Here is a 23,686-nt window from a genome sequence, read left to right as displayed (position 1 = left end):
CGCTCGACTTGCATGTATTAGGCACGCCGCCAGCGTTCGTCCTGAGCCAGGATCAAACTCTCCATTAAAGACCAACCCAAGCTGGTTTATAGAAAGAGCGATAAGCTCATGTTGAAACTGACGAGATAAAATATCTCTTGTTTGATTTTGCGAACAAAATCGTTTCACTCACTCGTTGTTCAGTTTTCAAAGATCAAACTTCTTTTCTTGTTGATTCAGTTTGTCGCCTCATCAACTCTTATATCTTATCATGTTCGAACCAACTTTGCAAGCATTTTTTTTGAAATCTTTTTTGTAATACTCGCTCGCAACATTGTATTTCTTGGCCGGAATTAGAATATACCATATACATATCCTTTTTGCAAGCATTTATTAGATAAGGTTTCACAATACTTTATTATTATTCGTTTTCCTTCTATATAATAGCTCCTTTGTATCTATCTGCGTCTAACTACAAAAAAAAAGAACCTCTTCCCTTAAGCAACAGGAAAGAGGTTCTGTGTTCTATATCTACTGATTATTCGGAGCCCATAAAGGCAAAGCGGATCACTACAATAATAGCAAGCACCCACATGAGCCAGTGAATTTTAACTTTATTGCTGGTAAACAGGTTACTAAACACAGCCAGCACAACGTAAGACAGAATACCAGCAGAGATACCATTCGCGATTCCACCTGTGAAAGGCATCAGCACGATGGTCAAAAATGCAGGAAAGGCCAACAGGAAGTTATCCCAGTCGATATTGCGAACCTGACTCATCATTAGGACCCCAACGATAATCAGAGCTGGAGCAGTAGCGGCAGAAGGCACAACCAGAGCCAACGGTGCAATAAACAGGGCCAACAAGAACAGAACACCTGTCGTTACAGCAGTCAGTCCGGTACGTCCACCTTCTTCTACCCCTGCGGAGCTTTCTACGAATGCTGTAATCGTACTTGTACCCAATACTGCACCAGTACTTACCCCAACTGCATCAACCAGCATTGCTTTACCGATAATTTTCTCGCCTTTTTTCTTATCTTTCATTATACCCGCGCGTGTAGCCGTACCTACCAAGGTACCGAACGTATCAAACAACTCTACAAATGTGAAAATGAAAATGATATCAAACAGACCGATATGCAAAGCTGCTTTCAAGTCTAACTGACCTACAGCCAAATTACTGAAATCAGGAATCCAGTTGCCTGTTGTCAAGCTACTCAAATTTGTTACTCCCATCGGAATACCGATTAATGTAGTAGCTACGATCCCAATCAGCAATGCACCTTTGACCCGTACGACCATCAGTGCTGCGATAATAAGCAATCCGATTAGCGCCAGCAGTGCATCCTTTTGATGTACCAGACTTCCCAGAATCAAATTAAAAGCATGACCCGGAATCGGTTGACCAACATCTGTCCCTGGAACGATGCTCACCATAACCAGATTACAAAGCTTGAAGCCGACAATCGTAATAAACAAACCGATACCCACCGTAATGGCTGTCTTTAAATTTTCCGGAACTGCAACAAGCAGCATCTGTCTTACTCGTGTCACGGTTAAAATCAGAAAGACGATACCGGATATAAATACAGCGCCAAGTGCCGCTTGCCAAGTAATCATGCCATTGGAACTCAGGACTACAGTCATAAAATAAGCATTCAAGCCCATACCCGGCGCCATGCCGATCGGCACATTAACGAATAAACCCATCAGTATGGTGACCAAACCTGCACCTACCGCCGTCGCAAAAAAGACAGCTTCACTGGGCATACCTGCTCCAGTCGGACCTAAAAAGGTATTGTTGACCACCAGAATATAAGCCATGGTCATAAAAGTAGTAATCCCCGCAATAATCTCTGTGCGGACGTTCGTGCCATGTTCCTTTAATTTAAAGAAACGCTCCATGAGTCGTAATTCCTCCTACGCAAAGCATACTCGTATTGTTGTCGTTCGTTTGAAGTAATATTCGCATTCATATGCGCTATATTATTACATTCGTTATTTTAGGCTCTCACCTACTGCTTGTCAACAGAAAAAGCGAATGTTACAAATTGAACACATATGTATTGTTCGGAAAACAGAAAACCCGCAAGCTATTATGCAGCTGACGGGTTATCATTTAGAGGAATCAGATATTTTTGTACTTATCAAAGGCATTCGCTGAGTCCGGTATATTTTCCAGATAAACGATAGATCATAGTAGTGAAAATAATCTTCTAAAATCTTCATCGTGCAATTCCTTTCATGCTGTATATGTGTATGCGTCCTTATGAGAAGGTTATTGCAATTTTACCAACAGCGTGGTGGGTTTCGCTTAAAGCGTGTGCGTCATACAAACCTTTTTGTGAAAAAGGAAACGTAGCTCCTACTACCGATCTTACTTTCTTTTGCTCCAACAGATCGGCAATTTCCTGTAGTTGCTGTCCGTTGGGCTCCAGCCATATATTTTGGGCTGTTACGTTGTACTCCTTCACCAACTCTTCGTCAAAATTGCTGACAATGGATATGATCCGTCCGGTATCCTTTTTCACTACCTTAAAGCTGTTTTTCTGAACATCCCCACCCATCGTATCGAACACCACGTCCACATCAGATAAAAATTCCTCAAAACGGGTTGTACGATAGTCAATGATTTGGTCGGCTCCCAATGAAGCAAGCAATTCATGATTACGCTCACTGGCTGTAGTAATGATATAGGCTCCGGCTTGTTTGGCAAACTGGATAGCAAACATACCTACGCCACCTGCACCTGCGTGGATTAATACTTTTTCCCCTTTGGTCAGTTGACCATGTGTAAAGAGCGCCTGCCAAGCAGTCAACCCCGCCAAAGGTACAGAAGCGGCTTCCTCCCAAGAAATTGAGGCGGGTTTACGTGCCAGCAGATGATCATCCACCAAGGTATACTCGGCATAAGTACCGAATCGGGTGGTGTCCGGGCGTGCAAACACTTCATCTCCCACTTTCCAATCGGTGACCTCGCTGCCTACTTCCGAAATAGTACCGGCTACATCCCAGCCTAAAATAATCGGGAACTCCCAATCCATCATTTGTTTTAAGTAACCTTCACGTAGCTTCCAGTCAATTGGATTGATGGAGGTAGCCGCCACTTTGACTACAACCTGGTGAGCCTGTGGTGTAGGAGTAGGCACTTCTCTTTCTTTCAATTCATCCTTGCTTCCATACTGATCTATAACGATGGCTTTCATATCCATTTCCTCCTCGCACATTTACATATTCTTTACATTGCTAGACATACGTTGTAGCACATCTGTCAAAACCACAATTTCCTCATCTGTAAACTTACATAGCAGCTTTTCCTGAAAGGCTTGTCTTTGCTCTGACAAAACTTGCAGCTCTTGAACCCCTAATTCGGTCAAACGTATATAGGTCACACGCTTATCCTGCTCTTTTTTACTACGAAAAATCAGACCTTCCTCTTCCAGCCTTCTCAGATGTCGGGTCACTGCTGCACCATCCAGAACGAGCAGATGTTGGAGCTCCAGCTGACTTAGTTCCTGACGATGATCAATATGATACAAAATTTCGACCTTGGTAAAACTGGTTTTTAATTGTGCTTCAAAAGCGTTATTCATTTCTTTACACAAAAGATGCATGCGATAAAACAACTGGCTTCTTTCAGAGCAATGTTCGATGACAAACCCTCCTTCTAATGCTTGACCCATCAATTGATATATCAAGTATTATACACCCTCACTAAAAATAAACAAGTCTGAGACAAGTCTATACAAATCCTACAATCACAAAAAAATGCTCAAGCTAAACAAATAGCCTGAGCATTCTAGAACTTGTAGTTAGTAGGGTCATTCAATAAAACGATGAAATGGTCCAAATTACAGTGTATTCATAAATCCGATAATACGGGCCGCCATCCGCTCGTGGCCTGCCTGATTCGGGTGCAGGCCGTCAGGAACACCATTTTCCCCTGTAAAGTACATTTGTTTATGTACAGGCAATAGTGGTTGAATTCCGGTGATATTCCACAGATCGCAGCACGGGAAAGAATAAAGTGAGGCCACTTCTCTCACAGCCTGTGCATACGCGCTATAGACTTGACCAGTAACGGCATTAGGCAGATGCTCAGGAACCGTATCACTTGATCCGTGAGGCGGAGTCAAAAAGACGATCAGCTTGTCCGGATAACGGTTAATTAATCCTTCGGCAATATGCTTGAGCGCACCATAAAACGTACGCGTTTCTGTCGATGGCGTATCCAAGCTACCGAACGGTATTTCTCCCATCGAAAAATCGTTTCTTCCCCCCATAAAAAAGATTACGTCCGCGTGAGGGTTCATTTTCTCATAACGCTCACACATCGGTTCAAAACCGCCGCTGGCTACACTGCTGCCGGATATGCCGTGATTCTCAAAGGTTAGGAATCCCAGTGCGCCGCTCACAAGGTGGGGGTAAGGCTTTTCTCCATCACGCAATTCATATCCAAACGTAATGCTATCGCCCAGAAATACAGCATGGCTGCCTTGGTATTTGCCTTGATTGATTGTCATTCGATGTCTCTCCTATCTATTAGATCGTATTGTTGATTTCGATAAATTTATGTTCAATCGCTGTCATTTCGTGATTTGGACGAGATATTAAATATGTATCCATGTAGCCGAAGGTTGGGGGAGTGGGCAAATAGGATGTTACTTTGAATTGCCGCGCAAGCCTTTTAGACATAAGGGTGATTCCCATTCCCATCAAGGCAAATTCCACCATCGTTTCAAACACACCGACCTCCACAACCTCGCCATGGGTCAATTGCATGTCCTGATACATCTTCTTTAAATGCGTTAGGTACAGGCAGCCATCCGACAATATGATAATAGAGGCTCCTTGCAGCACCTGTTTGAGATCTGAGCCTTCATGTATGCCTTTCCCCACCAGCACCAGCTCTTCACGGCATATTTTTTGATAATGAATATACGGGTTGGTGGGATAGCCTGTGACAAAAGCAATATCGAGCTCGCCGCCGAGGATCAATCGCTCCATTTCCGTGGTGGTTCCGGTTTTTAATGTAACCGAGGCCTGCGGGTACAGCTCGTATACCTTCGTAAGCGCCCTTGTTGTTTCCCCCGCAACAATGGACTGCATCGTACCAATGCGCAGCTTTTCCTCCTGCGGTCTCATTTTCATCTCCGTGTCTTGCCATAGCAACAACATTTGCTTGAACTGAGCATATAGGATTTCTCCTGCAGGTGTCAGCTCCATACCACGGGGCTTTCGGTAAAATAACGCTGTGCCGTAATGAGCCTCCAGCTTCTTTATTTTGGCCGTCATATTCGATTGCAGGTGATTCAACTTTTGAGCTGCTTCTGTCAGGCTTCTCAGCTCTGCCACCGAAACAAATGCCTGCATATTTTCAATATCCATCTCTTCACCTCCCATCAAATAAAATGATATCTATATCATAAACAAGCATTATTATTTATGAGTTAAATGTATTATATTGGCCTTGGATGCTATTTTCCACCCTCATTTTAAAAATTAGGAGGTATGGCAACATGGTCAATAAGAAGATTCGTGTAGGTATCGTAGGAGGTTCGATGAATAATAAATGGGCCAGTCAAACGCATATTCCGGCTTTGCTCAAGCTCTCGAACCTGGATATCACTGCCGTCGGTACCTCTCGTATGGAGAGTGCGCGACAAAGCGCAGAAGAAGTAGGCGCGGCACTGGCTTTTGATGATGCCAAAAAGCTCGCAGCTTCCGAGGATGTGGATATGGTCGTGGTGAGCATAAAAGTTCCCCATCATTACGAGGCGGTAATGGCGGCAATTCAAGAGAGAAAGCATATTTTTTGTGAATGGCCCCTGGGGGCAAACACTGCGGAAGCTGCTAAAATGACCAAGGCGGCGGAATTGGCAGGCATTCATCATACCGTCGGCTTGCAGGCACGACAGGATCTTGAAGTGCAAACGATGAAAAAACTCGTAGAGAGCGGAGAGATTGGTGAAATTATATCCTGTCATATGCAAGTAGCTACTCCCGGCAAAGGAGGACAAGTAAATCAGGACACTGCTTATTTGCTGAATAGAGCCAATGGGGCTAATCTGCTCACGATTAATGGCGGGCATTCCCTAGATGCGCTGCAATACATCGTTGGCGAATTCCGCGAGCTATCGGCCATCACATCATCCCGCTATAACGAAGCCACTATTCAGGAAACGGGTGAAGTCATTTCCAAGGATACAGCCGATCAGATTTTGATTCACGGGCTGTTGGAAAAAGGAGTACCGGTATCCGTTCACATTCAAGGTGGAGTAAATTCTAAGTTTGAGATAGAGATTCAGGGGAAAAAGGGCATTTTGCGTTTGGCACAGAATCTTTCGCTTGGGCATGTTCAATTTGGGAATCTAACACTCGAAAAACTTGTGTACGATCCAAGCAGTACGCAGAGTCATGGTCCTAATGGCGCTTTTGAACAAATAAGTATAACTAGAGAGCCTAATACAAGCCTGGATTTCCCAAAACAAGGGGTAACCCTGAATGTAGCCAAGGCTCATTATGTTTTTGCCGAGGATATTTTGACACACACCCGTCTCGCTCCCGATTTCAACCATGCCTTAAAGCTGCATCGGTTACTGGACCGCATTGAGGAATCGGCTGCAACTGGGAAAAAGATCGTATGGTAAGGTAGGATTATAAAAAAAGAACCTTCAACACCACGATAGAGGTGGAGTTAAAGGTTCTTTTTATGTGCTGCCTTTTTAATGAAATCATGTGTTCTCCACTTTTATCCTGTCACCTTCAACCAAAATAACTTCCGCGTTGCTGATTGGATATAAATTTAATTGGCTGCCATATTCCTCAATGATGTTCTCCACCGCTTTTTTAAACGGAATGTTCGTATGATGGGGGACTGGATAGAATTCAATGACCCCTAGCGCAGCAAAGGAATCTAAAGCAGGCGCCTCCTGCACATCGTCCATAAGTTGAACATATTCGATATTCGGTGATAAAATCAACGAACCTGCAGATTCGCCTATATATAATTTCCCTGCATTAACTTCTTCAGCAATGATTTTGTCAGCCCCAGTTCTTTTTAACTCTTGAAGTAAATAAAATGTGTTGCCTCCGGTAATATAAATATAGTCATTCCCTCTAATTTTACTCGCTATTTCATCCCAGGTTGCTGTGCTTATTTCGATTTCATCCACGACTAATCCTAAACTCTCTAATGCTTTTTTTCCTGATTCCACATAAAACTTAACTTTCTCTGGAATACTTGCGGTTGGGATGAAGGTGACTTTTTTTCCTTCCAAGTTTTCACCGGCGAAATGGACTAACCATGGTGCAACATCCTTAAATGAGGACGACAAAAATAATTTTTTCATCTCTTTATTCTCCTTAGAACAGCGTTTAATGAAACGGGATATGTAACACTTTATTCTAGGTATATTATAAAATATATTAGTATCAAAACATGACACCATTGGAGGATAACATAAAAAAGCTTGAAGCTGATAAAGTCATATAAAAAAAGGAGACATTATTATTGAATACTATCTCCTCTTTTTCAACCTCATATCCGTTGAAAATAACTGGGGTTTCTTGATTTTGACCCATAAAAATACTCTCTTCCCCGCTCTCATTTTGGAGTGGGAGCAGATGTTCGACCTTGATCCGTAAAAAAGACTCCTGCCGCACAGCGATATTTCGGCCGATGCGGAGGAGTCCTGATGTTGTATTGGTGAATCTCAAAAGGTTTGTGATTACAGGGCGGGAGTTCCCACGTTTATTCCCACTCAATCGTTGCTGGTGGTTTGGAGGTGATATCGTACACGATGCGATTCACGTTATCCACTTCGTTGACGATCCGTACGGAGATTTTCTCCAGCACATCCCAAGGGATACGCGCCCAGTCTGCTGTCATACCGTCGATGGAGGTTACTGCACGAATACCTACAGTGTAAGAATACGTACGAGCATCGCCCATAACGCCAACACTCTTCATATTCGGCAAAGCGGTGAAGTATTGCCAGATTTCCCGGTCCAGACCGGCTTTAGCAATCTCCTCGCGCAAAATGTAATCCGACTCACGAACAATCGTTAGCTTGTCCTCTGTCACTTCGCCCAGCACACGAATGGCAAGACCCGGACCTGGGAATGGTTGACGCCATACAATCTCAGCTGGCAATCCACATTCTTCGCCGACTTTACGCACTTCGTCCTTGAACAGGGCATTCAACGGCTCGATCAGCTTGAACTTCATGTTCTCCGGCAAACCACCCACATTATGATGGGATTTAATGGTCTGTGCCGTTGCTGTTCCGCTCTCTACAATATCCGTATACAGCGTACCTTGTGCCAGGAAAGTAAAATCGTCAAATTGAGAAGATTCTTCCTCGAACACATAGATAAACTCGTTACCGATGATTTTACGTTTTTGTTCTGGATCATCGACTCCTGCCAGCTTGGACAAGAAGCGCTCACGTGCGTCAATTTTGACAACTTTCATATCAAATTTACCAACGAACGTCTCCATTACACTTTCGGCTTCACCTTTGCGCAGCAATCCATGGTCAATGAACATACACGTCAGTTGGTCACCGATCGCTTTGTGAATGAGCATCGCTACAACGGAAGAATCCACGCCACCGCTTAAGGCACACAATACTTTCTTGTCGCCTACCTGTTGACGAATCTCACGAATCTGATCTTCAATGAACGATTCCATGGTCCAGTTTCCTTCACAACCGCACACTTCATAAAGGAAGTTGCTGATCATCTCGTTACCTTGAACGGAATGACGCACCTCTGGATGAAATTGCACCGCATACAGATTCCGCTCCAGGTTACTCATCGCGGCAATCGGCGCACTCTCTGTTCCTGCATCCAGTGTAAAGCCAGTCGGCAGATCTGTAACGTGATCCCCATGGCTCATCCATACGGTTTGACGAGAATCCAATCCTTTAGCCAAGCGGGCATCCTGATTGAATTGCACATCTGCTTTGCCATACTCACGCTTGCCCGCACGTTCTACCTTACCATCCAGTTGGTGAGCCATCAGCTGCATGCCATAACAAATACCAAAGATAGGGATGCCAAGATCATAAATTGCCCGATCCACCTGAGGAGCATTGTCTGTATATACGCTGGAAGGTCCGCCTGAGAAAACAATCCCTTTTGGCGCCAGCTCTCTCAGCTTCTCCGCAGGCGTATTGTATGGAAGGAGCTCGCTATATACGCCGAGATCCCGAATTCTTCTTGCGATTAACTGGTTGTATTGTCCTCCAAAATCAAGAACTACAACGATTTCATTAGGCTTATTCATTACCGTGCCTCCCTCAATTGTTCGTTTCATTATACGCAACGATAAAACAAGACGTCAAGAAATCAACCGGAGTTGAGTGGGCATGAAAAGATTGTTAAAATGAATTGATTCTAAAATAATCAATCTGTTCGTAGGAGTGTAAACGATGGATGTGCTGAAGTGGATCGCGCAATTGTTCGAAGAATACGGCTACGGCGTCCTTTTTTTCGGCTTGCTGCTTGAGTTTATTGCTTTACCATTTCCCGGGGAAACCACAATGGCTTATGCGGGATATCTCTCCTATGTCGGTACCTTGGATTTCGGTAAACTGGTGCTACTAGCTTTTCTGGGCACAACCCTCGGTATGACTATTACCTACTTTATTGGAAGATGGGCTGGACTCCCCTTTATTCAGAAATACGGTAAATGGGTTTTGTTATCGCCGGACAAGCTTCAGAAAACACAAAAATGGTTCCAACGATATGGATACTGGCTTATCTTCCTTGGATATTTTATCCCCGGTGTCAGGCATTTTACCGGTTATTTTGCCGGGATTATTGCTCTTTCTTTCCGTAAATTTGTCTTGTATGCTTACAGCGGCGCTTTATTCTGGGTCATCCTCTTTCTAAGCATCGGCAAGCTATTTGGTCCCCAATGGGATGCCATTTTCCATTTGGTAGAGCTGTATGCGCTGCGAATTGCGGGAATCGTTGGGTTCATAATCCTGCTGTATATTATTTACCGGTGGAGAAGCTTCCTATTTAGCTCGCTACGCAAATCCGAAAAATCGGTGAAAACCAGCAACAAGGATGACTTGAAGTAGTCAAACTCCTGCTGCCTTACGGCTACGAATCCTTGCATAATACATCGAAATCACGATAGATATCACCACAAATCCCGCGCCTCCAACCAAACCCAACATACGCGGCTCCATCATTTCAATCGCCACCCCTGCTCCAAACATAGACAGTCCGATGATACCTTGGCTCCACGCCGTCAGCATGCCCAACAATGGACCCTGTAAATACAATGGGGTCTCCTGCATTAATAATGTATCCAGACAAATGGCCCCTACCCCGCCAGCCAACGAAATTAAGAAGTAAATAGCAACCGCCGCCCATGCGTGATAAATACCGCTTAATCCCATAAGTAAAATCCCCTCCAACAAAAGGCATACCAGTCCTCCCTTCAACAAAGAACCACTGAATAAATGTCCTATTGCATAGCTGGCAACCAGACCCGCGCCCAAAGCGGCGTAAAACAATCCGATCCCGGCATCGCCCAGCCTGAATTCCTGCACTGCATATACACTAATCAGAACATTATCAATGCCATTGAGCATGGGAACCAGCAACTCAAATGCAACAACAACTTGGAGAGGAACGGATGCACGAATACAGTCCAACATTCGCGATCTGCTCCGGTTTGGATGATCCTCCCTGCTTATTTTCTCCTTTATGACAGGTGGAAATGCAATATTGCGAACGATCAAACCTGCGGCAAAAAAACTTGCTGCGTTCAATATAAATGCAGCTTGTGGTCCAAAGAGAGCAGATATGATGCCTCCGGCAGCAGCACACCAACGACCAGCACCAGCCCGCTCATCACCTGCTCAAGACTGTTCACCTTCAATAATTTGGAGGGACGAACAAGCAGCGGAATGGATGATTTACGAGCAGGAGCATACAAAGCTTCTCCGCAGGCTAGCAGGGTACTGACTCCATAAATGATCCATATGTCCTCAGGACTATGAACACCTAAAAAGGCAAGGGCTGCCAAGCCTCTGAAAAGATCCGTGGTCATCATAAGCATACGCCGGGATATGCGGGTAATAAGCACGCCCGCCGCAGGTGACAGGACTAAAAAAGGAATCACCCGCAATCCCAGCAGGATACCCACACTGAATCCCGAACCGGTAAGCCGATAAATTAAAGCCAACAAAGCGATCTGACAGAATCGGTCTCCCATTCCGTTAATGATACCTGCGGCAAATAACTTCCTGTATTGTCTATCTACCATTTTAATCAACTCCGATACTTAGGGTTCATTCATTATACATAAATCTAATTAGTTATATATCTAATTTATAAAAATCGCTCTATAATCGTCAAGGCATAAATTCATATATTCAGAGCATACTAAGCCAACAAACTCCAATATCGGAGGATTTTACGTATGCCAAATCAGAATAAAAGTTGTCCACTTACTCATGTGTCCTCTAACTTGAGGGATAATGTAAACCATATCGAAAGCTCCTTTGGAAACAGCGGAGATGTAATCATTAAAGAGCTATTATGGATGCAAAAATGGCCAGCAGCTTTGTTTTATATCGATGGTCTGATTAACACTCAATTGCTCCATGATTCCGTTCTGCGTTCATTAATGCGGGTAAACGAGCATCATGTACCGGAGGGTGCGGAACCGTTCGACTATTTAAAGGATCAAGTTTTGATTGCAGGTAACTCAGGTAGTGTGGACGAAATGGATGCCTTATTCAACCAGATGCTATCTGGCGGTATTATCATTTTGCTGGACGGATACGCAAAGGGCATATGGATTGATGCGGTCGGTTGGGAGGATCGCAGTGTCAGCGAACCCCAATCCCAAAGTGTCGTACGGGGTCCAATGGAGGCTTTTACCGAGAATTTGCGTACCAATACCGCCCTAATTCGTAGGCGAATCCGCGATCCACGTCTCTGGATGGAAACAAGACAGATCGGTCAAGTGACTCATACCAATGTGGCCGTGATGTATGTCAAAGGGATTGCTGACGAAGGAGTTATTCAGGAACTGAGAGAACGTCTGGACCGAATTGATATTGACGGGATTTTGGAAGGGGGTTACATCGAGGAGGAAATTCAGGATGAAACCTTCACCCCGTTTCCCACCATTTATAACAGCGAGCGCCCAGATTCGGTCGCTGCTAGCCTACTGGAGGGCCGAATCGCTATCTTGGTGGACGGGACCCCCTTTGTACTGTTGATACCCGCATTGTTCGTTCAATTTTTCCAGTCGGCGGAGGACTATTACCAGCGTGCTGACATCAGCACTTTGCTGCGTTTGCTGCGTTTCTTTTCCTTTTTTATCGCTTTGCTTGCACCAGCAGTTTATATTGCGGTAACTACCTTTCATCAAGAGATGATTCCTACAAACTTATTGGTCAGTCTCGCAGCACAAAGGGAAGGCGTACCGTTTCCAGCCTTTATCGAGGCGATGCTCATGGAAATTACTTATGAAATTTTGCGTGAAGCAGGAGTCAGAATTCCGAGGACAGTCGGACAGGCTGTATCTATTGTAGGGACACTGGTTATTGGGCAAGCAGCCGTGGATGCGGGGGTTGTCTCGGCGGCTATGGTCATTATCGTGTCAATCACCGCCATCTCCAGCTATGTTATTCCAGAAAACGGCCTGTCGATAGCGGTTCGTATTATACGCTTCGCCTTAATGATGCTAGCCGCAGCCTTCGGGCTTCTTGGAATATTGATGGGTTTAATCGTGCTTTTACTGCACTTAACCAGTCTGCGATCGTTTGGAGTATCTTATATGAGCCCGTTTGGTCCCTATGTGGAAAGCGATATGAAAGATACGCTGTTTCGCCTACCTTGGCCTCGCATGACGACACGGCCTCAATCCATTTCTATCCAAAATACGATCCGCCAAAAAACGAAAAAAAGACGGATTGGCAATAAATCAAAAACCAGAAGGGATCAACCATGAAGCAGACCATACATTTGCTCATCGTCTGGGGGCTGATTGCTTTACTATTGGGTGGATGCTGGGATCGCAAAGAATTAAACGAGCTGGGCATCGCTATTGGGATCGGAGTGGATATGGAAGGTGACCAGTATCAGGTGACGGCTCAGGTGGTTATTCCTTCGGCAGTAGCTTCCAAATCTTCACCAAGTGCAGGCTCGCCCGTCGTTACTTATGAGGCCACTGCGCCCACAATTCAAGAGGCTATTCAAAAAATGACGGATACAAGCCCGCGAATCATCTATTTATCTCATATTCGTATGCTGATTTTAGGTGAAGAGTATGCGAGAAGAGGAATTTCTGATGCGATTGAAGCCTTGATGCGAGAGCCTTTTACTAGAAGTGACTTTTATATTGCGATAGCCAAAGATAACAAGGCTTCCACGATGCTAAAGATCCCCACTCCACTTGAAAAGTTACCGGCCAATAAAATGTTTGCTTCATTGGATACGTTAACCAAAACATGGGCTCCTGCCACCAAAGTAACCATGGATCAACTGCTGAGCGACTTGGCTAATCCTGACATCCAGTCCACTCTGCCCGCTTTGGAAGCTTTGGGAGATATAGAATCGTCTAATGAAAAAGGTATAGATGACACCAAAAGCATATCTCCTGGAACCATACTGAGGTTCTCCGGTATCGGTGTCTTAAAAAAAGACCGCTTGCTGGGCTGGATCAATGAACAAGACAGCAAAGGGTTTAATTACATTCGGAATACAGTGGAATCAACTACAGGACACGTCGACTGTCAGGGAGGGGGGAATATCGCCTTATTAACCTTGAACAGCGAAACCCAAAAAAAAGTGATCATTCGCGATGGAGAACCTGTTATCTCCATATCCGTTACCAACGACAGCACTGTACGAGAGGTCAATTGTAAGCATATGAAGTTAAGCAGTATGGCTGATATTAAAGAAATTGAGGCCGCAAGCAATGAAAAAATCGTTGAAATTTTGAAGCATTCCGTAGAGACTGTTCGTCGTGAGTTTAAATCAGACATTTTCGGCTTTGGTCAGCTGATCCACCAGTCCAAACCAGAGCTTTGGAAAAGACTAAAAGAAGAAAAAGAAAATCCATTTATGGACTTACAGATTGAATATAAGGCAAAGACTACGATCAAAAAAATTGGTTCTTTGTTTGAATCGTTCCAAAAAGAAATGAAGGAGTGAGCTGGGTGGAGGAGAAAGGGCGTATCAGCATTACAAATATAGCCGTACTCGTATTTTTGAGTATTATCGGAGACTGCGTATTGGTGTATCCCTCCCTCATTACTAGCATATCCATGCAGGATGCCTGGATTAGCTCATTCCTAAGTATCCCTGCAGGATTAGCTTTACTACTGCTACTCCTGCGGGTGCATAAGCTATATCCAGATTTCACCTTTATTCAACTCTGCCAGCAAATTTTGGGCCCGTGGCTAGGCGCCCTTATCTCGGTATGGTATTTGTTCCATTTATTGATGAATTCAGCGATTTATCTAAGAGAAGTCGGAGATTTTATGAACAGCCAGACCTATGTGATGACACCTCTTCCCGTTATCAATTTACTCTTAATTCTTGTGCTGATGTGGGGGATGTATATGGGATTGGAGCCTATTGCCCGTACGGCTCAAATCTTATTTCCATTGTGCTTGGCTTTCGCTTTGTTTTTAATCCTGTGCTTGCTTCCCCAATGTGAAAGTCAGCAGCTTAAGCCTATTATGGAGCAAGGTATTCCTAAGATTATGGAAGGCAGCCTATTTGCGCTCTCCTACCCCTTCGGAGAATTAGCTTTTTTACTCATGATTTTCCCCTATGTAAGCAAAAAACCGGGTCTAAAAAAATCGGTTTTACTAGCCGGCCTTACTGCCAGCGTTCTGTTAAGCGTACTACTCCTGGTTTCTCTCATGGTTCTGGGCCCTTTTGTAACCGAACACAGCGTGTATACCTCTTATATGCTATCTAAAAAAATTAACATAGGGAATTTCTTACAGAGGGTTGAATCCCTGATGAGCACAGCGTGGATTATCACTACTTTTGTTAAAACCATCTTACACTTTTATGCCTTTACCTTAGGAATGACTCAGCTACTGCGTTTAGACAATGTACGGACTTTTCTGGGCCCTAGCTTCATGATCCTGTTTGGTCTGATTATCGTGTCGGCACCCAACATTACTTATTATCTGGATACGATCGTTCACGCCTGGATTTATTGGGATTTGACTGATTCCGTGGTCCTTCCCTTGCTGCTGCTTGTCGTATACAAGTTTAGATCGAAAGGCCGTCACAGCCTGGGACCTGGTTGACCCTCACCCTTAACGGAAGGAGCCTTAACATGCTGATCACCATTGTCATTATCTGTATCGGTCTAGCCATTGCTGCCAAAGATTTACCAGGCTTGTACCGAAAGCATCGCTTTAAGGATATGTTCGTGTATATCATTATGCTCGGATTAGGCACATGGCTTAGTATTCTTGCTGCAAAATTAGAGGTTACGCCAAGCCCGCTGATTCTGATTGAAACCATCTATAACCCTGTTAACGCTTTTGTGTCAAATATATTTGGTTTTTAGAAAGGAGGCAGCCACATGTTAAAAAAAACACGTATTAGCGTTCGGCAAGTGACTGTCCTGATGTTCCTGAGTTTAATCGGGGATATGCTCTTAATCTATCCGACTATCATTACACATATTGCTCAGCAGGATGCCTGGATCAGCTCTATATTATCTATCCCGTTGGGCTTAGTTATCATTTATGTACTTATTCGCGTTCATGAGCTCTACCCGAATCTTTCGCTTATTGAAGCCATCCGCAAAATTTTGGGACCTGTGTTCGGATCTATTGTTTCCTGCTGGTATCTGTTTTATTTTTTTATGGGTACCGCCCTTAATGCGAGAGAGGTAGGAGATTTTCTGAGTACACAATTATTTGAAGAAACCCCTTTGAGCGTTCTACTGGCGATGGAAGTTTCACTACTGGTGCTTACTGCGCTAGCGGGAATTGAAGCCTTTAGTCGGGTTAGCGAGATTTTGCTACCTGTGTATGTACTCATCTTCTGTGGTCTGATCTTGGCACTCCTGCCACAAATTCAGCTTTCTAATGTACGGCCTGTTTTGGAAAACGGGCTCGCTCCTGTTGCTAAAGGGATGGTTCCAGGCGCGGGAATGCCTTTTGCCAGCATGTCTATCATGCTCATGGTATTTCCTTTTGTAAACAAAAGAGGCCACTTTAAAAGAGATATGCTGCTGGCGTCGCTCATAGGCGGAGTGCTGATTACCCTCTTTTTACTGCTCTCCCTCCTTATCATTGGGCCCTTTGTGACCAACTACAGTCCATACATTTCTTCTGCACTTACAACAAAAATCAATGAACTGAATTATATTACACGCATTGAGTCGCTTGTCTCATTAACCTGGGCACTGGCCGCTTTTTTCAAGGGAGTCATTTTCTTTTACGCGTTTACCTTCGGAACAACCCAACTATTCCGAATTTCTAATATCCGTCCCTTTGTCATCCCCGCAGGAGGGCTTGTGTTTGGCATGACCATTTCGATAACCCCAAATGTGTTTTATTATGTAAGAACTCTGGTTTATCCCATGTCTACTTGGCATTATACCAACGGCTTGATCATTCCGCTTGTTTTATGGGGTGTTTATCTCTGCAAGCAAAAGTGGAAGCATCGACAAAACGCATCTAAAAATTAACAAAAACCTTTTGAAACCGATGCTTAAAAAAGCATAATCCGATTCCAAAAGGTTTTCTTTGTTCTTCACTTACGCCATATCCTGAATGTAAGCCAGCGCAGCATCGATATGCCCTTTCACTCTTAAACCACGCCATTCATGAACTAAAATGCCATTTTCATCAATAAGGAACGTAGACCGAACAATACCCATGTACTGCTTGCCGTACATCTGTTTTTGCTGCCATACACCATACGTCTCAGCGACCTGATGCTCTTCATCAGATAACAACTGAAAAGGGAGTCCGTACTTTGCAATAAACTTGTCATGCTGCTTGAGTGGATCTGGGCTTATCCCCAAAATCACCGTGTTCAAGCCTTCAAACTCCGTATGTTTATCCCGAAAATCACAAGCCTGGGTCGAGCAGCTAGAGGTCAAATCCTTGGGATAGAAATACAGCAGCACCCTATTACCTCGATAATCAGACAGCTTAACACGCTTTCCCTCACTCCCAGGCAATTCAAAATCCGGTGCCTCTTGCCCAATAACGGTAAATATCGTGGACATCTCATCATCTCCTATCTTGTGGGGGCTTATGTGATCTGACCTATGAGCCTGCCCCTCTGTAGCGGCGAATTCCCCAGTTCCATGCCAGTAAGCCCAAGGTCAGAAAGACAATTCCCATCACAGGAGTTAAGAGAGCCATATGGCGCATGTCCTCTCGGTGGAGGAATAGGGAGGCTGGATATACACCAACAAAAGCAAAAGGTAGTATCCAAGTCAGCACAACCTGAATGGCTCGGTTATAGATCGTCACTGGATAACGTCCGTAGCCCTGAATATTGTACATGAGCGGGATAATTCCTGTGGGCGCATCCGAAAAGAATGAAAGAGAAGTCAATATGGTGTAAATGCCTGTATAGATTGCCACGGCACTTAGGCTCAAAACGATCAGCGCTGGTACGAACCACCACTCCATAGCCAAGTCCATCTGTGCCCCGCTGATCCCCATTATAATCAGACCGATCACTGAGCCCACCAACGCTGGCGGGTCCACATTTTCAAGGAAAATCTGGAACAGATTATATGCAGGACGAGTCATTACCCGATCAAGCTCACCTTTCACAATATAACGCTCGCTAAAGTTCCAAAGGTTGACGAAACAGCTGAATAGTCCGTAAGGAACCATGAAAAATCCATAAACGAACACGACTTCATTTTCACTCCAGCCCCCCAAACTGTCTGTATGCATAAAAATAACCAGGATAAAAATAAGATTCGTGGCCTGAAACAGCAGGTCTGAAATCACTTCTACCCAAAAGTCAGCCCGATAGGTGAGCCGTGACTTCATGTAATTTTTCAAATATTCGCTAATGAGACCCAAATAGTACATCATCGGCTTACCCTCCCTGCACGAACAGACGTCTGCGCGCCAGTCGCCAAATGATGATCATCGGCACGAGCAGAACGACCAGCCAAATGATTTGGATACCCAGTACATTCCAGATGCCCACGCCTTTTACACGTCCCGTAAATACAGAACCCGGCAAATAGGTAATCGCCTGAAACGGCATCCATTGGGCGATCGTCGCCAGCCAGCCGGGAAACAAACTGATTGGCAAAATCAACCCAGAAAACAGATCTACAACTACGCGCTTCATACGCATCATGCCCTCATTATTTTCGATAAAAAAGGCCGTTAATCCCGTAATAATATTAATCTGAGTGTTGATCATAAAGCTAAAAAACAGCATGACCAGAAAACCAACCCAGGCTACCGGATCCGTGGGAAGCTTTACCGGAAATAACAGCATCGCAATCGCCATGCCTGGAATCATAAACAGCAGAAAACGGAACATTCCCTCGCCGAGTCCTTGCATAAATTTAACAAGTACATAGTTATAAGGTCGGATCATCTGAATTGCAATGCTTCCATCACGTATATCCGTCGAAATCTCACGATCCAGATTGTTAAAATAAAAAGCTCTCGCCATCCACGATACTGCTACATACGTCGTCATCTGAGCAGCGGTAAAGCCTCCAATGCTACCCGCATCGCCATATATCGCTTTGTATGTGAAATAATACACGCCAATATTCATGCAATAAATAAGGATTCCTGAATAATAGTTCACACGATACGCAAGCATCGTGAGAAATCGGATACGAATAAAATCGGTGTATACGCTAAGCATGAACTTTGGCCTCCACTATCGGATTGCCCTGGCGTTCAGCCGAACCAGACTGATAGATACTGCGGACGATATCATCCGTGTTGGTTTCAATGATTTTGATATCCGTAATGTCCGTGCGACCGACTACGCAAGCGAGCACATCCGATACATTAATATGAAGAGGAATCCATACTTTGGCAGCCAAATCATTATCCATCGTCCAAGCCAGTGGCATATCAGCAGTCCATGCCTGTAATTGCTCCAATTGGGTCGATGTGCCAAACTGGAACCGTACTTCTCGACCTGTCCCCCAACGCGCCTTCAGATCCTCCAGACCACCATCATAAATGATATTTCCATCATCCAGCATAATGACGCGCGAGCACAGCGCTTCAATATCCTGCAAATCATGGGTCGTCAGCAAAATAGTCGTACCGTGATCCCGGTTCATGTCCTTCAGAAACTCACGAATCTCGGATTTCACCATAATATCAAGCCCAATGGTCGGCTCGTCCAGAAAAACAATAGACGGATTGTGCAGCAAAGCAGCTACCAGCTCACAGCGCATCCTTTGCCCGAGACTAAGCTTGCGTACCGGACGGCTTAGCAGATCCTGCAATTGCAGCCTCTCTACCAGCTCATCCAGCCTACGTTTGAAGTCCGTAGCCGGAACCTGATATACTTTCCGCAGTAGTTGAAAAGACTCGATCACACCGATGTCCCACCAAAGCTGGCTGCGCTGACCGAAAACAACACCAATGTTGCCTACAAATTTCTCGCGTTCCTCATAAGGGACATAACCGCCCACCTTGAGATGTCCCGATGTCGGCACGAGAATGCCTGTCAGCATCTTAATCGTGGTGGACTTTCCGGCGCCGTTCTCACCGATATAACCGCATATTTCTCCTTGCGGAATACGGAAAGATATATCTTTGACCGCGGCTACCTCGTTGTATTCGCGGGCGAATAAATCAAGGAAGGCACCCTTTAAGCCCTCGCGATTTTTTTGAACCTTAAATGTTTTGCGCAGATCCTGCACATCAATTGCCAGCATGTTATACCTCTCAATCAGGATTTGTAAAATCCATAGTTAAATTGATTGTGCTCCAAAAAGAAATTATAATGTAATGAACTGAAAAGCGAAAGGGAGAGCATCCATGACAAGCAGAACCAAAAGGACGATATGGTCGGTTCTAGCCGTGGTAATCGTCGCGATTGTCGGCTTTGCCGTGTACTATTTTACATCCATTTATAATCAGCTGGATAATCTGCATAAAGAGGGCGCTAACTCCCCCTTCAAAAATGTAAAGCAGGTCGATCAGGTTCGTACGCCAGAACCGCCCAAGTGGGAAGGTACCGATATGGTTAACATTTTACTGATGGGTGTCGATGGGCGCGGTATCCAGAAAGGGGAAGTCCCTCGATCAGACAGCATGATGGTTGTATCACTGGACCCCGTTAAGAAAAAAATCCACCTGTTCTCTATTTTGCGTGATACGTACGTGGATATTCCCGGCTATGGAAAAAATCGAATTAACACTGCCATTACTCACGGACCCAACACGGCCATGAAGACGGCTGGCGACCTGTTAGGCATCCCGGTGCAATATTATGTGTACACGGATTTCCAGGGCTTTATCAAACTGGTGGATGCCGTAGGCGGGATTGATTTTGAAGTGGAAAAGGATATGCATTATACAAGTAATGCGGATAAACATCAGTACGATATTGATTTGAAAAAGGGCATGCAGCATCTAGATGGCAATACGGCGCTTCAATATGTGCGGTTCCGCCACGATGCAATGTCCGACTTCTCCCGATCAGGACGGCAACGGGCATTCTTGGAAGCCGTAGCCCAGAAAATGCAGACCACGACTTCCATCGCTAACTTGCCGAATATTTTAGAGCAGGTTAACCCGTACATCGACACGAATCTCAGTGTTAACGATATGTGGAAGCTGGCAAATGTGGGGTACCAAAGCAACTTTGCAGGCAGCGAACAGGTTCCACCGATGAAGATGCTCGGAGAAGAGAATGTGGGCGGCGCGGCAGTTCTTACTGTCCGCGATCCGGAAGAACTGAAAACGTATGTGCAGGATATATTTAATAATCCACCCACACAAACACAGGAACAAAACAAGGATCAGAACGAAACGAAACAGCCAGACAGTGCATCGTCTACCAAGAAGGATAAAGCTTCTTTTACAGGGGGCAGTAAAACCAGTAATGAGGATGCTTCCACACAATCAACAACAAAGACAGGTCAAAAAGAGCTATAATGATGTATGCAGGGGCAGCCGTGAACGCTGCCCTTTGGCGTGTGTATCCCCTATTTTAATGAACGGAAAGGAAGTTTTTGATGATGAAACGGGAAAACTCCGAAGCACTATATAAAGAAGCCCTGGAGCATATTGTCGGGGGCGTTAACAGCCCTTCACGCTCCTTTAAAGCTGTGGGCGGCGGCGCTCCAGTATTCATGAAACGTGCTAAAGGTGCTCATTTCTGGGATGAGGATGATAATCGATATATCGACTATTTGGCGGCTTATGGCCCTATTATTACTGGGCATGCCCATCCCCATATTACCAAGGCCATCAGCGAAGCGGCCGCGAACGGCGTATTATACGGAACCTCAACGGTATTGGAAATCAAACTGGCGAAGATGCTGAAGGAAGCCATTCCTTCCATGGACAAGGTCCGGTTTGTGAATTCCGGCACAGAAGCAGTTATGACGACGATTCGTGTGGCACGAGCCTATACTGGGCGGAACAAGATCATCAAATTTGCCGGCTGCTACCATGGTCACTCGGATCTGGTACTTGTAGCCGCAGGCTCCGGTCCTTCCACACTGGGCATACCGGACAGTGCAGGTATTACGACCAACATTGCGAGCGAGGTTATTACCGTACCATTCAATGATCTCGACGCGTTGCGCCAAGCCTTGGAGCGTTGGAACGACGATGTGGCGGCAGTCATGGTCGAGCCCATTGTCGGTAATTTCGGCATGGTCATGCCGCAGCCCGGTTATTTGGAAGGGTTGTGCTCCATGGCGCGTGCGAACGGCTCACTCGTCATTTATGACGAGGTCATTACCGCATTCCGATTCCACTTCGGTTCCACCCAAACGTATGCAGGTTTGGACAACCATGATGCGATTCAGCCAGATTTGACCGCGTTGGGCAAAATCATGGGTGGGGGTCTGCCGATTGGTGCCTACGGTGGCAGCAAGCACATCATGGAGCAGGTTGCCCCACTCGGCCCGGCTTATCAGGCGGGTACGATGGCCGGCAACCCGGCTTCCATCTCGTCAGGCATCGCCTGCCTTGAAGTCCTTCAAGGGGAAGGCGTGTACGAAGAGATGGAACGTCTGGCCGTGATACTGACGGACGGTATTCAGTCCTCTGCTGAACGCTACGGCGTGCCATTGACGATCAACCGTATTCGTGGAGCGTTCTCGACGCATTTCTGTGATCATCCGATCACGAATTACGCACAGGCGCAGGATACGGATAGCGAAGCATTCGCATCCTTCTTCCGTCACATGCTGGATCGCGGTATTCATCTGGCACCATCCAAGTACGAAGCCTGGTTCCTTACAACAGCGCATACCGACGAAGATGTGGATGCTACGCTGGAAGCGGCGGACGATTCGTTCCGGGCGATGTCACAAGGTAAGTAAACCCAGCAGTAAGTGATAGAATATGAATAGGATAAGAGCTGGAAGTAGTCTTAGGGATGGGTATCCGACCTCTGGGACTTCGTTCCGGCTTTTTTATTTTACAACTGTACCCGTACAGTTGCAGATTTTATGGATTGTATCAGATGATGCCATCCGGGTATATTGAGAGAACAACAGGTTAAGGTCATGATTACGGAGGTTTATTATGCACAGTCGTTCCAGAAATGGAGCCGCCTATCTGGCAGCTCTCAGCTATGCAGCTATACTTGGATTTTCATTTTTATTTGTAAAATTGACAGTCACTGAGGCAAGCCCGCTGGATGTGATTGCCCATCGCTTTGCGCTGTCATTTATCGCTTTGACCATTCCAGTGCTGCTCGGTTGGATTAAGCTCAACATCAAGTTACGTGACATTTTGCGCATTTTACCACTAGCACTGCTCTCCCCTTTAGTGTATTTTCCACTGCAAGCCTTCGGGCTGATGAGCACTTCTTCATCGGAAGGTGGAATTATTCAAGCAACCGTTCCCATTTTTACGCTACTGTTAGCTTCCTATTTTATTAAAGAGCGTACAACGGTAGTCCAAAAAATTTCCTTACTGCTCTCTGTCTTTGGCGTGGTTTTTATATTTGTGATGAAAAGCGGAGCACCGCTAGCGTCCAATAGCTATGGCGGTATTCTTCTGCTCGTGCTCTCTGCGATATGCCTATCCGGCTATAATGTGCTGGCACGACCCTTAACACAAAAGTACAACCCCATGGAATTGACCTACGTTACCTCTATTTTGGGATGTATCGTTTTTAACGTGGTGGCACTGGGATATCATGCTATAGACGGCTCCATGAGCGCCTATACCGCTCCACTGGTGAAGCCTGGTTATTGGATGGCACTGATTTATCTGGGCATTCTGTCTACCCTCGTCACCTCGCTGTTATCGAGCTTTGCCTTGAAGTGGATCGAAGCCTCCAAAATGAGTGTGATCGGCAATTTATCCACCCTCATTTCCATGATTGCCGGTGCTTACATTTTGAAGGAGCAGCTCGCCTACTATCACATTGTTGGGGCTGTGATGATCATTATCGGCGTGCTGGGTACCAATTTCGGAGGGCGAAAAAACTTCACGCCGATCAAAACAACTTCGGCAAAATCACAAAAAACGGGCTAAA

General features: G+C 45.2%; 23 protein-coding genes and 1 rRNA gene. 10 read left to right on the top strand and 14 right to left on the bottom strand.

Going from position 1 to position 23,686, the window contains the following annotated elements; translation table 11 throughout:
• The 6 genes from ACL9RM_RS09780 to ACL9RM_RS09755 form a co-directional block, all read right to left on the bottom strand.
• A 16S ribosomal RNA gene (locus tag ACL9RM_RS09780) occupies positions 1–68 on the bottom strand; the annotation flags it as partial.
• Between the two features lie 449 nt (positions 69–517).
• Positions 518–1,888, bottom strand: coding sequence for an NCS2 family permease (locus ACL9RM_RS09775; RefSeq protein WP_061831563.1), 1,371 nt, complete (start codon positions 1,886–1,888; stop codon positions 518–520).
• A gap of 362 nt (positions 1,889–2,250) precedes the next feature.
• The gene (locus ACL9RM_RS09770) at positions 2,251–3,189 is read right to left on the bottom strand and encodes an NADP-dependent oxidoreductase (protein WP_250267462.1); all 939 of its coding nucleotides are present in this window, start codon (positions 3,187–3,189) and stop codon (positions 2,251–2,253) included.
• 21 nt (positions 3,190–3,210) lie between these two features.
• A complete protein-coding gene (locus ACL9RM_RS09765; RefSeq protein ID WP_250267461.1) occupies positions 3,211–3,681 on the bottom strand; it encodes a MarR family winged helix-turn-helix transcriptional regulator in 471 nt (156 codons plus the stop codon).
• Between the two features lie 153 nt (positions 3,682–3,834).
• Positions 3,835–4,506 (bottom strand): SGNH/GDSL hydrolase family protein, encoded by a 672-nt coding sequence (locus ACL9RM_RS09760; RefSeq protein WP_250267460.1) that lies wholly within the window; start codon positions 4,504–4,506, stop codon positions 3,835–3,837.
• Positions 4,507–4,525: 19 nt separating this feature from the next.
• A complete protein-coding gene (locus tag ACL9RM_RS09755; RefSeq protein ID WP_250267459.1) occupies positions 4,526–5,371 on the bottom strand; it encodes a LysR family transcriptional regulator in 846 nt (281 codons plus the stop codon).
• Between the two features lie 131 nt (positions 5,372–5,502).
• On the opposite strand from ACL9RM_RS09755, the gene ACL9RM_RS09750 reads away from it, so the two are divergent.
• Positions 5,503–6,633 (top strand): Gfo/Idh/MocA family protein, encoded by a 1,131-nt coding sequence (locus tag ACL9RM_RS09750; RefSeq protein WP_250267458.1) that lies wholly within the window; start codon positions 5,503–5,505, stop codon positions 6,631–6,633.
• Positions 6,634–6,717: 84 nt separating this feature from the next.
• Here the strand turns inward: ACL9RM_RS09750 and ACL9RM_RS09745 are convergent, their stop codons facing one another.
• Complete coding sequence (locus tag ACL9RM_RS09745) at positions 6,718–7,335, bottom strand: peptidase E (protein WP_061831557.1); 618 nt, start codon at positions 7,333–7,335, stop codon at positions 6,718–6,720.
• 401 nt (positions 7,336–7,736) lie between these two features.
• Positions 7,737–9,275: a glutamine-hydrolyzing GMP synthase gene (guaA, locus tag ACL9RM_RS09740; RefSeq protein ID WP_013308777.1), complete on the bottom strand. Its 1,539-nt coding sequence runs from the start codon at positions 9,273–9,275 to the stop codon at positions 7,737–7,739.
• A 145-nt stretch (positions 9,276–9,420) separates the two neighbouring features.
• Here guaA and ACL9RM_RS09735 point away from each other — a divergent pair, with 145 nt between their 5' ends.
• The gene (locus ACL9RM_RS09735) at positions 9,421–10,077 is read left to right on the top strand and encodes a DedA family protein (protein WP_250267457.1); all 657 of its coding nucleotides are present in this window, start codon (positions 9,421–9,423) and stop codon (positions 10,075–10,077) included.
• Here ACL9RM_RS09735 and ACL9RM_RS09730 read toward each other — a convergent pair whose 3' ends face one another.
• The gene (locus ACL9RM_RS09730; protein ID WP_250267456.1) at positions 10,078–10,662 is read right to left on the bottom strand and encodes a hypothetical protein; all 585 of its coding nucleotides are present in this window, start codon (positions 10,660–10,662) and stop codon (positions 10,078–10,080) included.
• A gap of 110 nt (positions 10,663–10,772) precedes the next feature.
• Positions 10,773–11,273, bottom strand: coding sequence for an MFS transporter (locus ACL9RM_RS09725; RefSeq protein WP_250267455.1), 501 nt, complete (start codon positions 11,271–11,273; stop codon positions 10,773–10,775).
• Between the two features lie 156 nt (positions 11,274–11,429).
• Here ACL9RM_RS09725 and ACL9RM_RS09720 point away from each other — a divergent pair, with 156 nt between their 5' ends.
• The 5 genes from ACL9RM_RS09720 to ACL9RM_RS09700 are packed head-to-tail and all read left to right on the top strand — an operon-like array spanning position 11,430 to position 16,688.
• Positions 11,430–12,971 carry a spore germination protein gene (locus ACL9RM_RS09720; RefSeq protein ID WP_069291113.1) on the top strand — a complete coding sequence of 514 codons (1,542 nt, stop codon included), beginning with the start codon at positions 11,430–11,432 and terminating at the stop codon, positions 12,969–12,971.
• Positions 12,968–14,176 carry a Ger(x)C family spore germination protein gene (locus tag ACL9RM_RS09715; RefSeq protein WP_250267454.1) on the top strand — a complete coding sequence of 403 codons (1,209 nt, stop codon included), beginning with the start codon at positions 12,968–12,970 and terminating at the stop codon, positions 14,174–14,176. Before ACL9RM_RS09720 ends, ACL9RM_RS09715 begins: the two co-directional genes overlap by 4 nt.
• A gap of 5 nt (positions 14,177–14,181) precedes the next feature.
• Entirely contained in the window at positions 14,182–15,291 is a 1,110-nt protein-coding gene (locus ACL9RM_RS09710) for a GerAB/ArcD/ProY family transporter (protein ID WP_250267453.1), read from the top strand.
• Positions 15,292–15,320: 29 nt separating this feature from the next.
• A complete protein-coding gene (locus tag ACL9RM_RS09705; RefSeq protein WP_039270687.1) occupies positions 15,321–15,557 on the top strand; it encodes a hypothetical protein in 237 nt (78 codons plus the stop codon).
• 15 nt (positions 15,558–15,572) lie between these two features.
• Positions 15,573–16,688, top strand: coding sequence for a GerAB/ArcD/ProY family transporter (locus ACL9RM_RS09700; protein WP_250267452.1), 1,116 nt, complete (start codon positions 15,573–15,575; stop codon positions 16,686–16,688).
• A 69-nt stretch (positions 16,689–16,757) separates the two neighbouring features.
• On the opposite strand, the gene bcp is transcribed toward ACL9RM_RS09700, so the two are convergent.
• Genes bcp through ACL9RM_RS09680 form a run of 4 tightly spaced genes read right to left on the bottom strand, consistent with a single transcriptional unit; the run spans position 16,758 to position 19,895 of the window.
• The gene (gene bcp / locus ACL9RM_RS09695) at positions 16,758–17,234 is read right to left on the bottom strand and encodes a thioredoxin-dependent thiol peroxidase (RefSeq protein WP_250259419.1); all 477 of its coding nucleotides are present in this window, start codon (positions 17,232–17,234) and stop codon (positions 16,758–16,760) included.
• A 40-nt stretch (positions 17,235–17,274) separates the two neighbouring features.
• A complete protein-coding gene (locus ACL9RM_RS09690; RefSeq protein WP_080710685.1) occupies positions 17,275–18,063 on the bottom strand; it encodes an ABC transporter permease in 789 nt (262 codons plus the stop codon).
• Positions 18,064–18,067: 4 nt separating this feature from the next.
• Positions 18,068–18,862 carry an ABC transporter permease gene (locus ACL9RM_RS09685; RefSeq protein ID WP_053324641.1) on the bottom strand — a complete coding sequence of 265 codons (795 nt, stop codon included), beginning with the start codon at positions 18,860–18,862 and terminating at the stop codon, positions 18,068–18,070.
• Complete coding sequence (locus tag ACL9RM_RS09680; protein ID WP_028540997.1) at positions 18,855–19,895, bottom strand: ABC transporter ATP-binding protein; 1,041 nt, start codon at positions 19,893–19,895, stop codon at positions 18,855–18,857. Before ACL9RM_RS09680 ends, ACL9RM_RS09685 begins: the two co-directional genes overlap by 8 nt.
• Positions 19,896–19,998: 103 nt before the next feature.
• Here ACL9RM_RS09680 and ACL9RM_RS09675 point away from each other — a divergent pair, with 103 nt between their 5' ends.
• The 3 genes from ACL9RM_RS09675 to ACL9RM_RS09665 all read left to right on the top strand — a co-directional run bounded on the left by ACL9RM_RS09675 (position 19,999) and on the right by ACL9RM_RS09665 (position 23,685).
• Complete coding sequence (locus tag ACL9RM_RS09675; protein ID WP_069291107.1) at positions 19,999–21,120, top strand: LCP family protein; 1,122 nt, start codon at positions 19,999–20,001, stop codon at positions 21,118–21,120.
• Positions 21,121–21,203: 83 nt separating this feature from the next.
• Positions 21,204–22,520 (top strand): glutamate-1-semialdehyde 2,1-aminomutase, encoded by a 1,317-nt coding sequence (locus ACL9RM_RS09670; protein WP_323873201.1) that lies wholly within the window; start codon positions 21,204–21,206, stop codon positions 22,518–22,520.
• Between the two features lie 205 nt (positions 22,521–22,725).
• Positions 22,726–23,685 carry a DMT family transporter gene (locus ACL9RM_RS09665; protein ID WP_250267450.1) on the top strand — a complete coding sequence of 320 codons (960 nt, stop codon included), beginning with the start codon at positions 22,726–22,728 and terminating at the stop codon, positions 23,683–23,685.
• Position 23,686: the final 1 nt, after the last annotated feature.

The sequence above is a fragment of the Paenibacillus sp. S29 genome, assembly GCF_049319765.1.
Classification (GTDB): domain Bacteria; phylum Bacillota; class Bacilli; order Paenibacillales; family Paenibacillaceae; genus Paenibacillus; species Paenibacillus polymyxa_B.
This window is presented reverse-complemented; position numbering and strand designations above follow the sequence as displayed.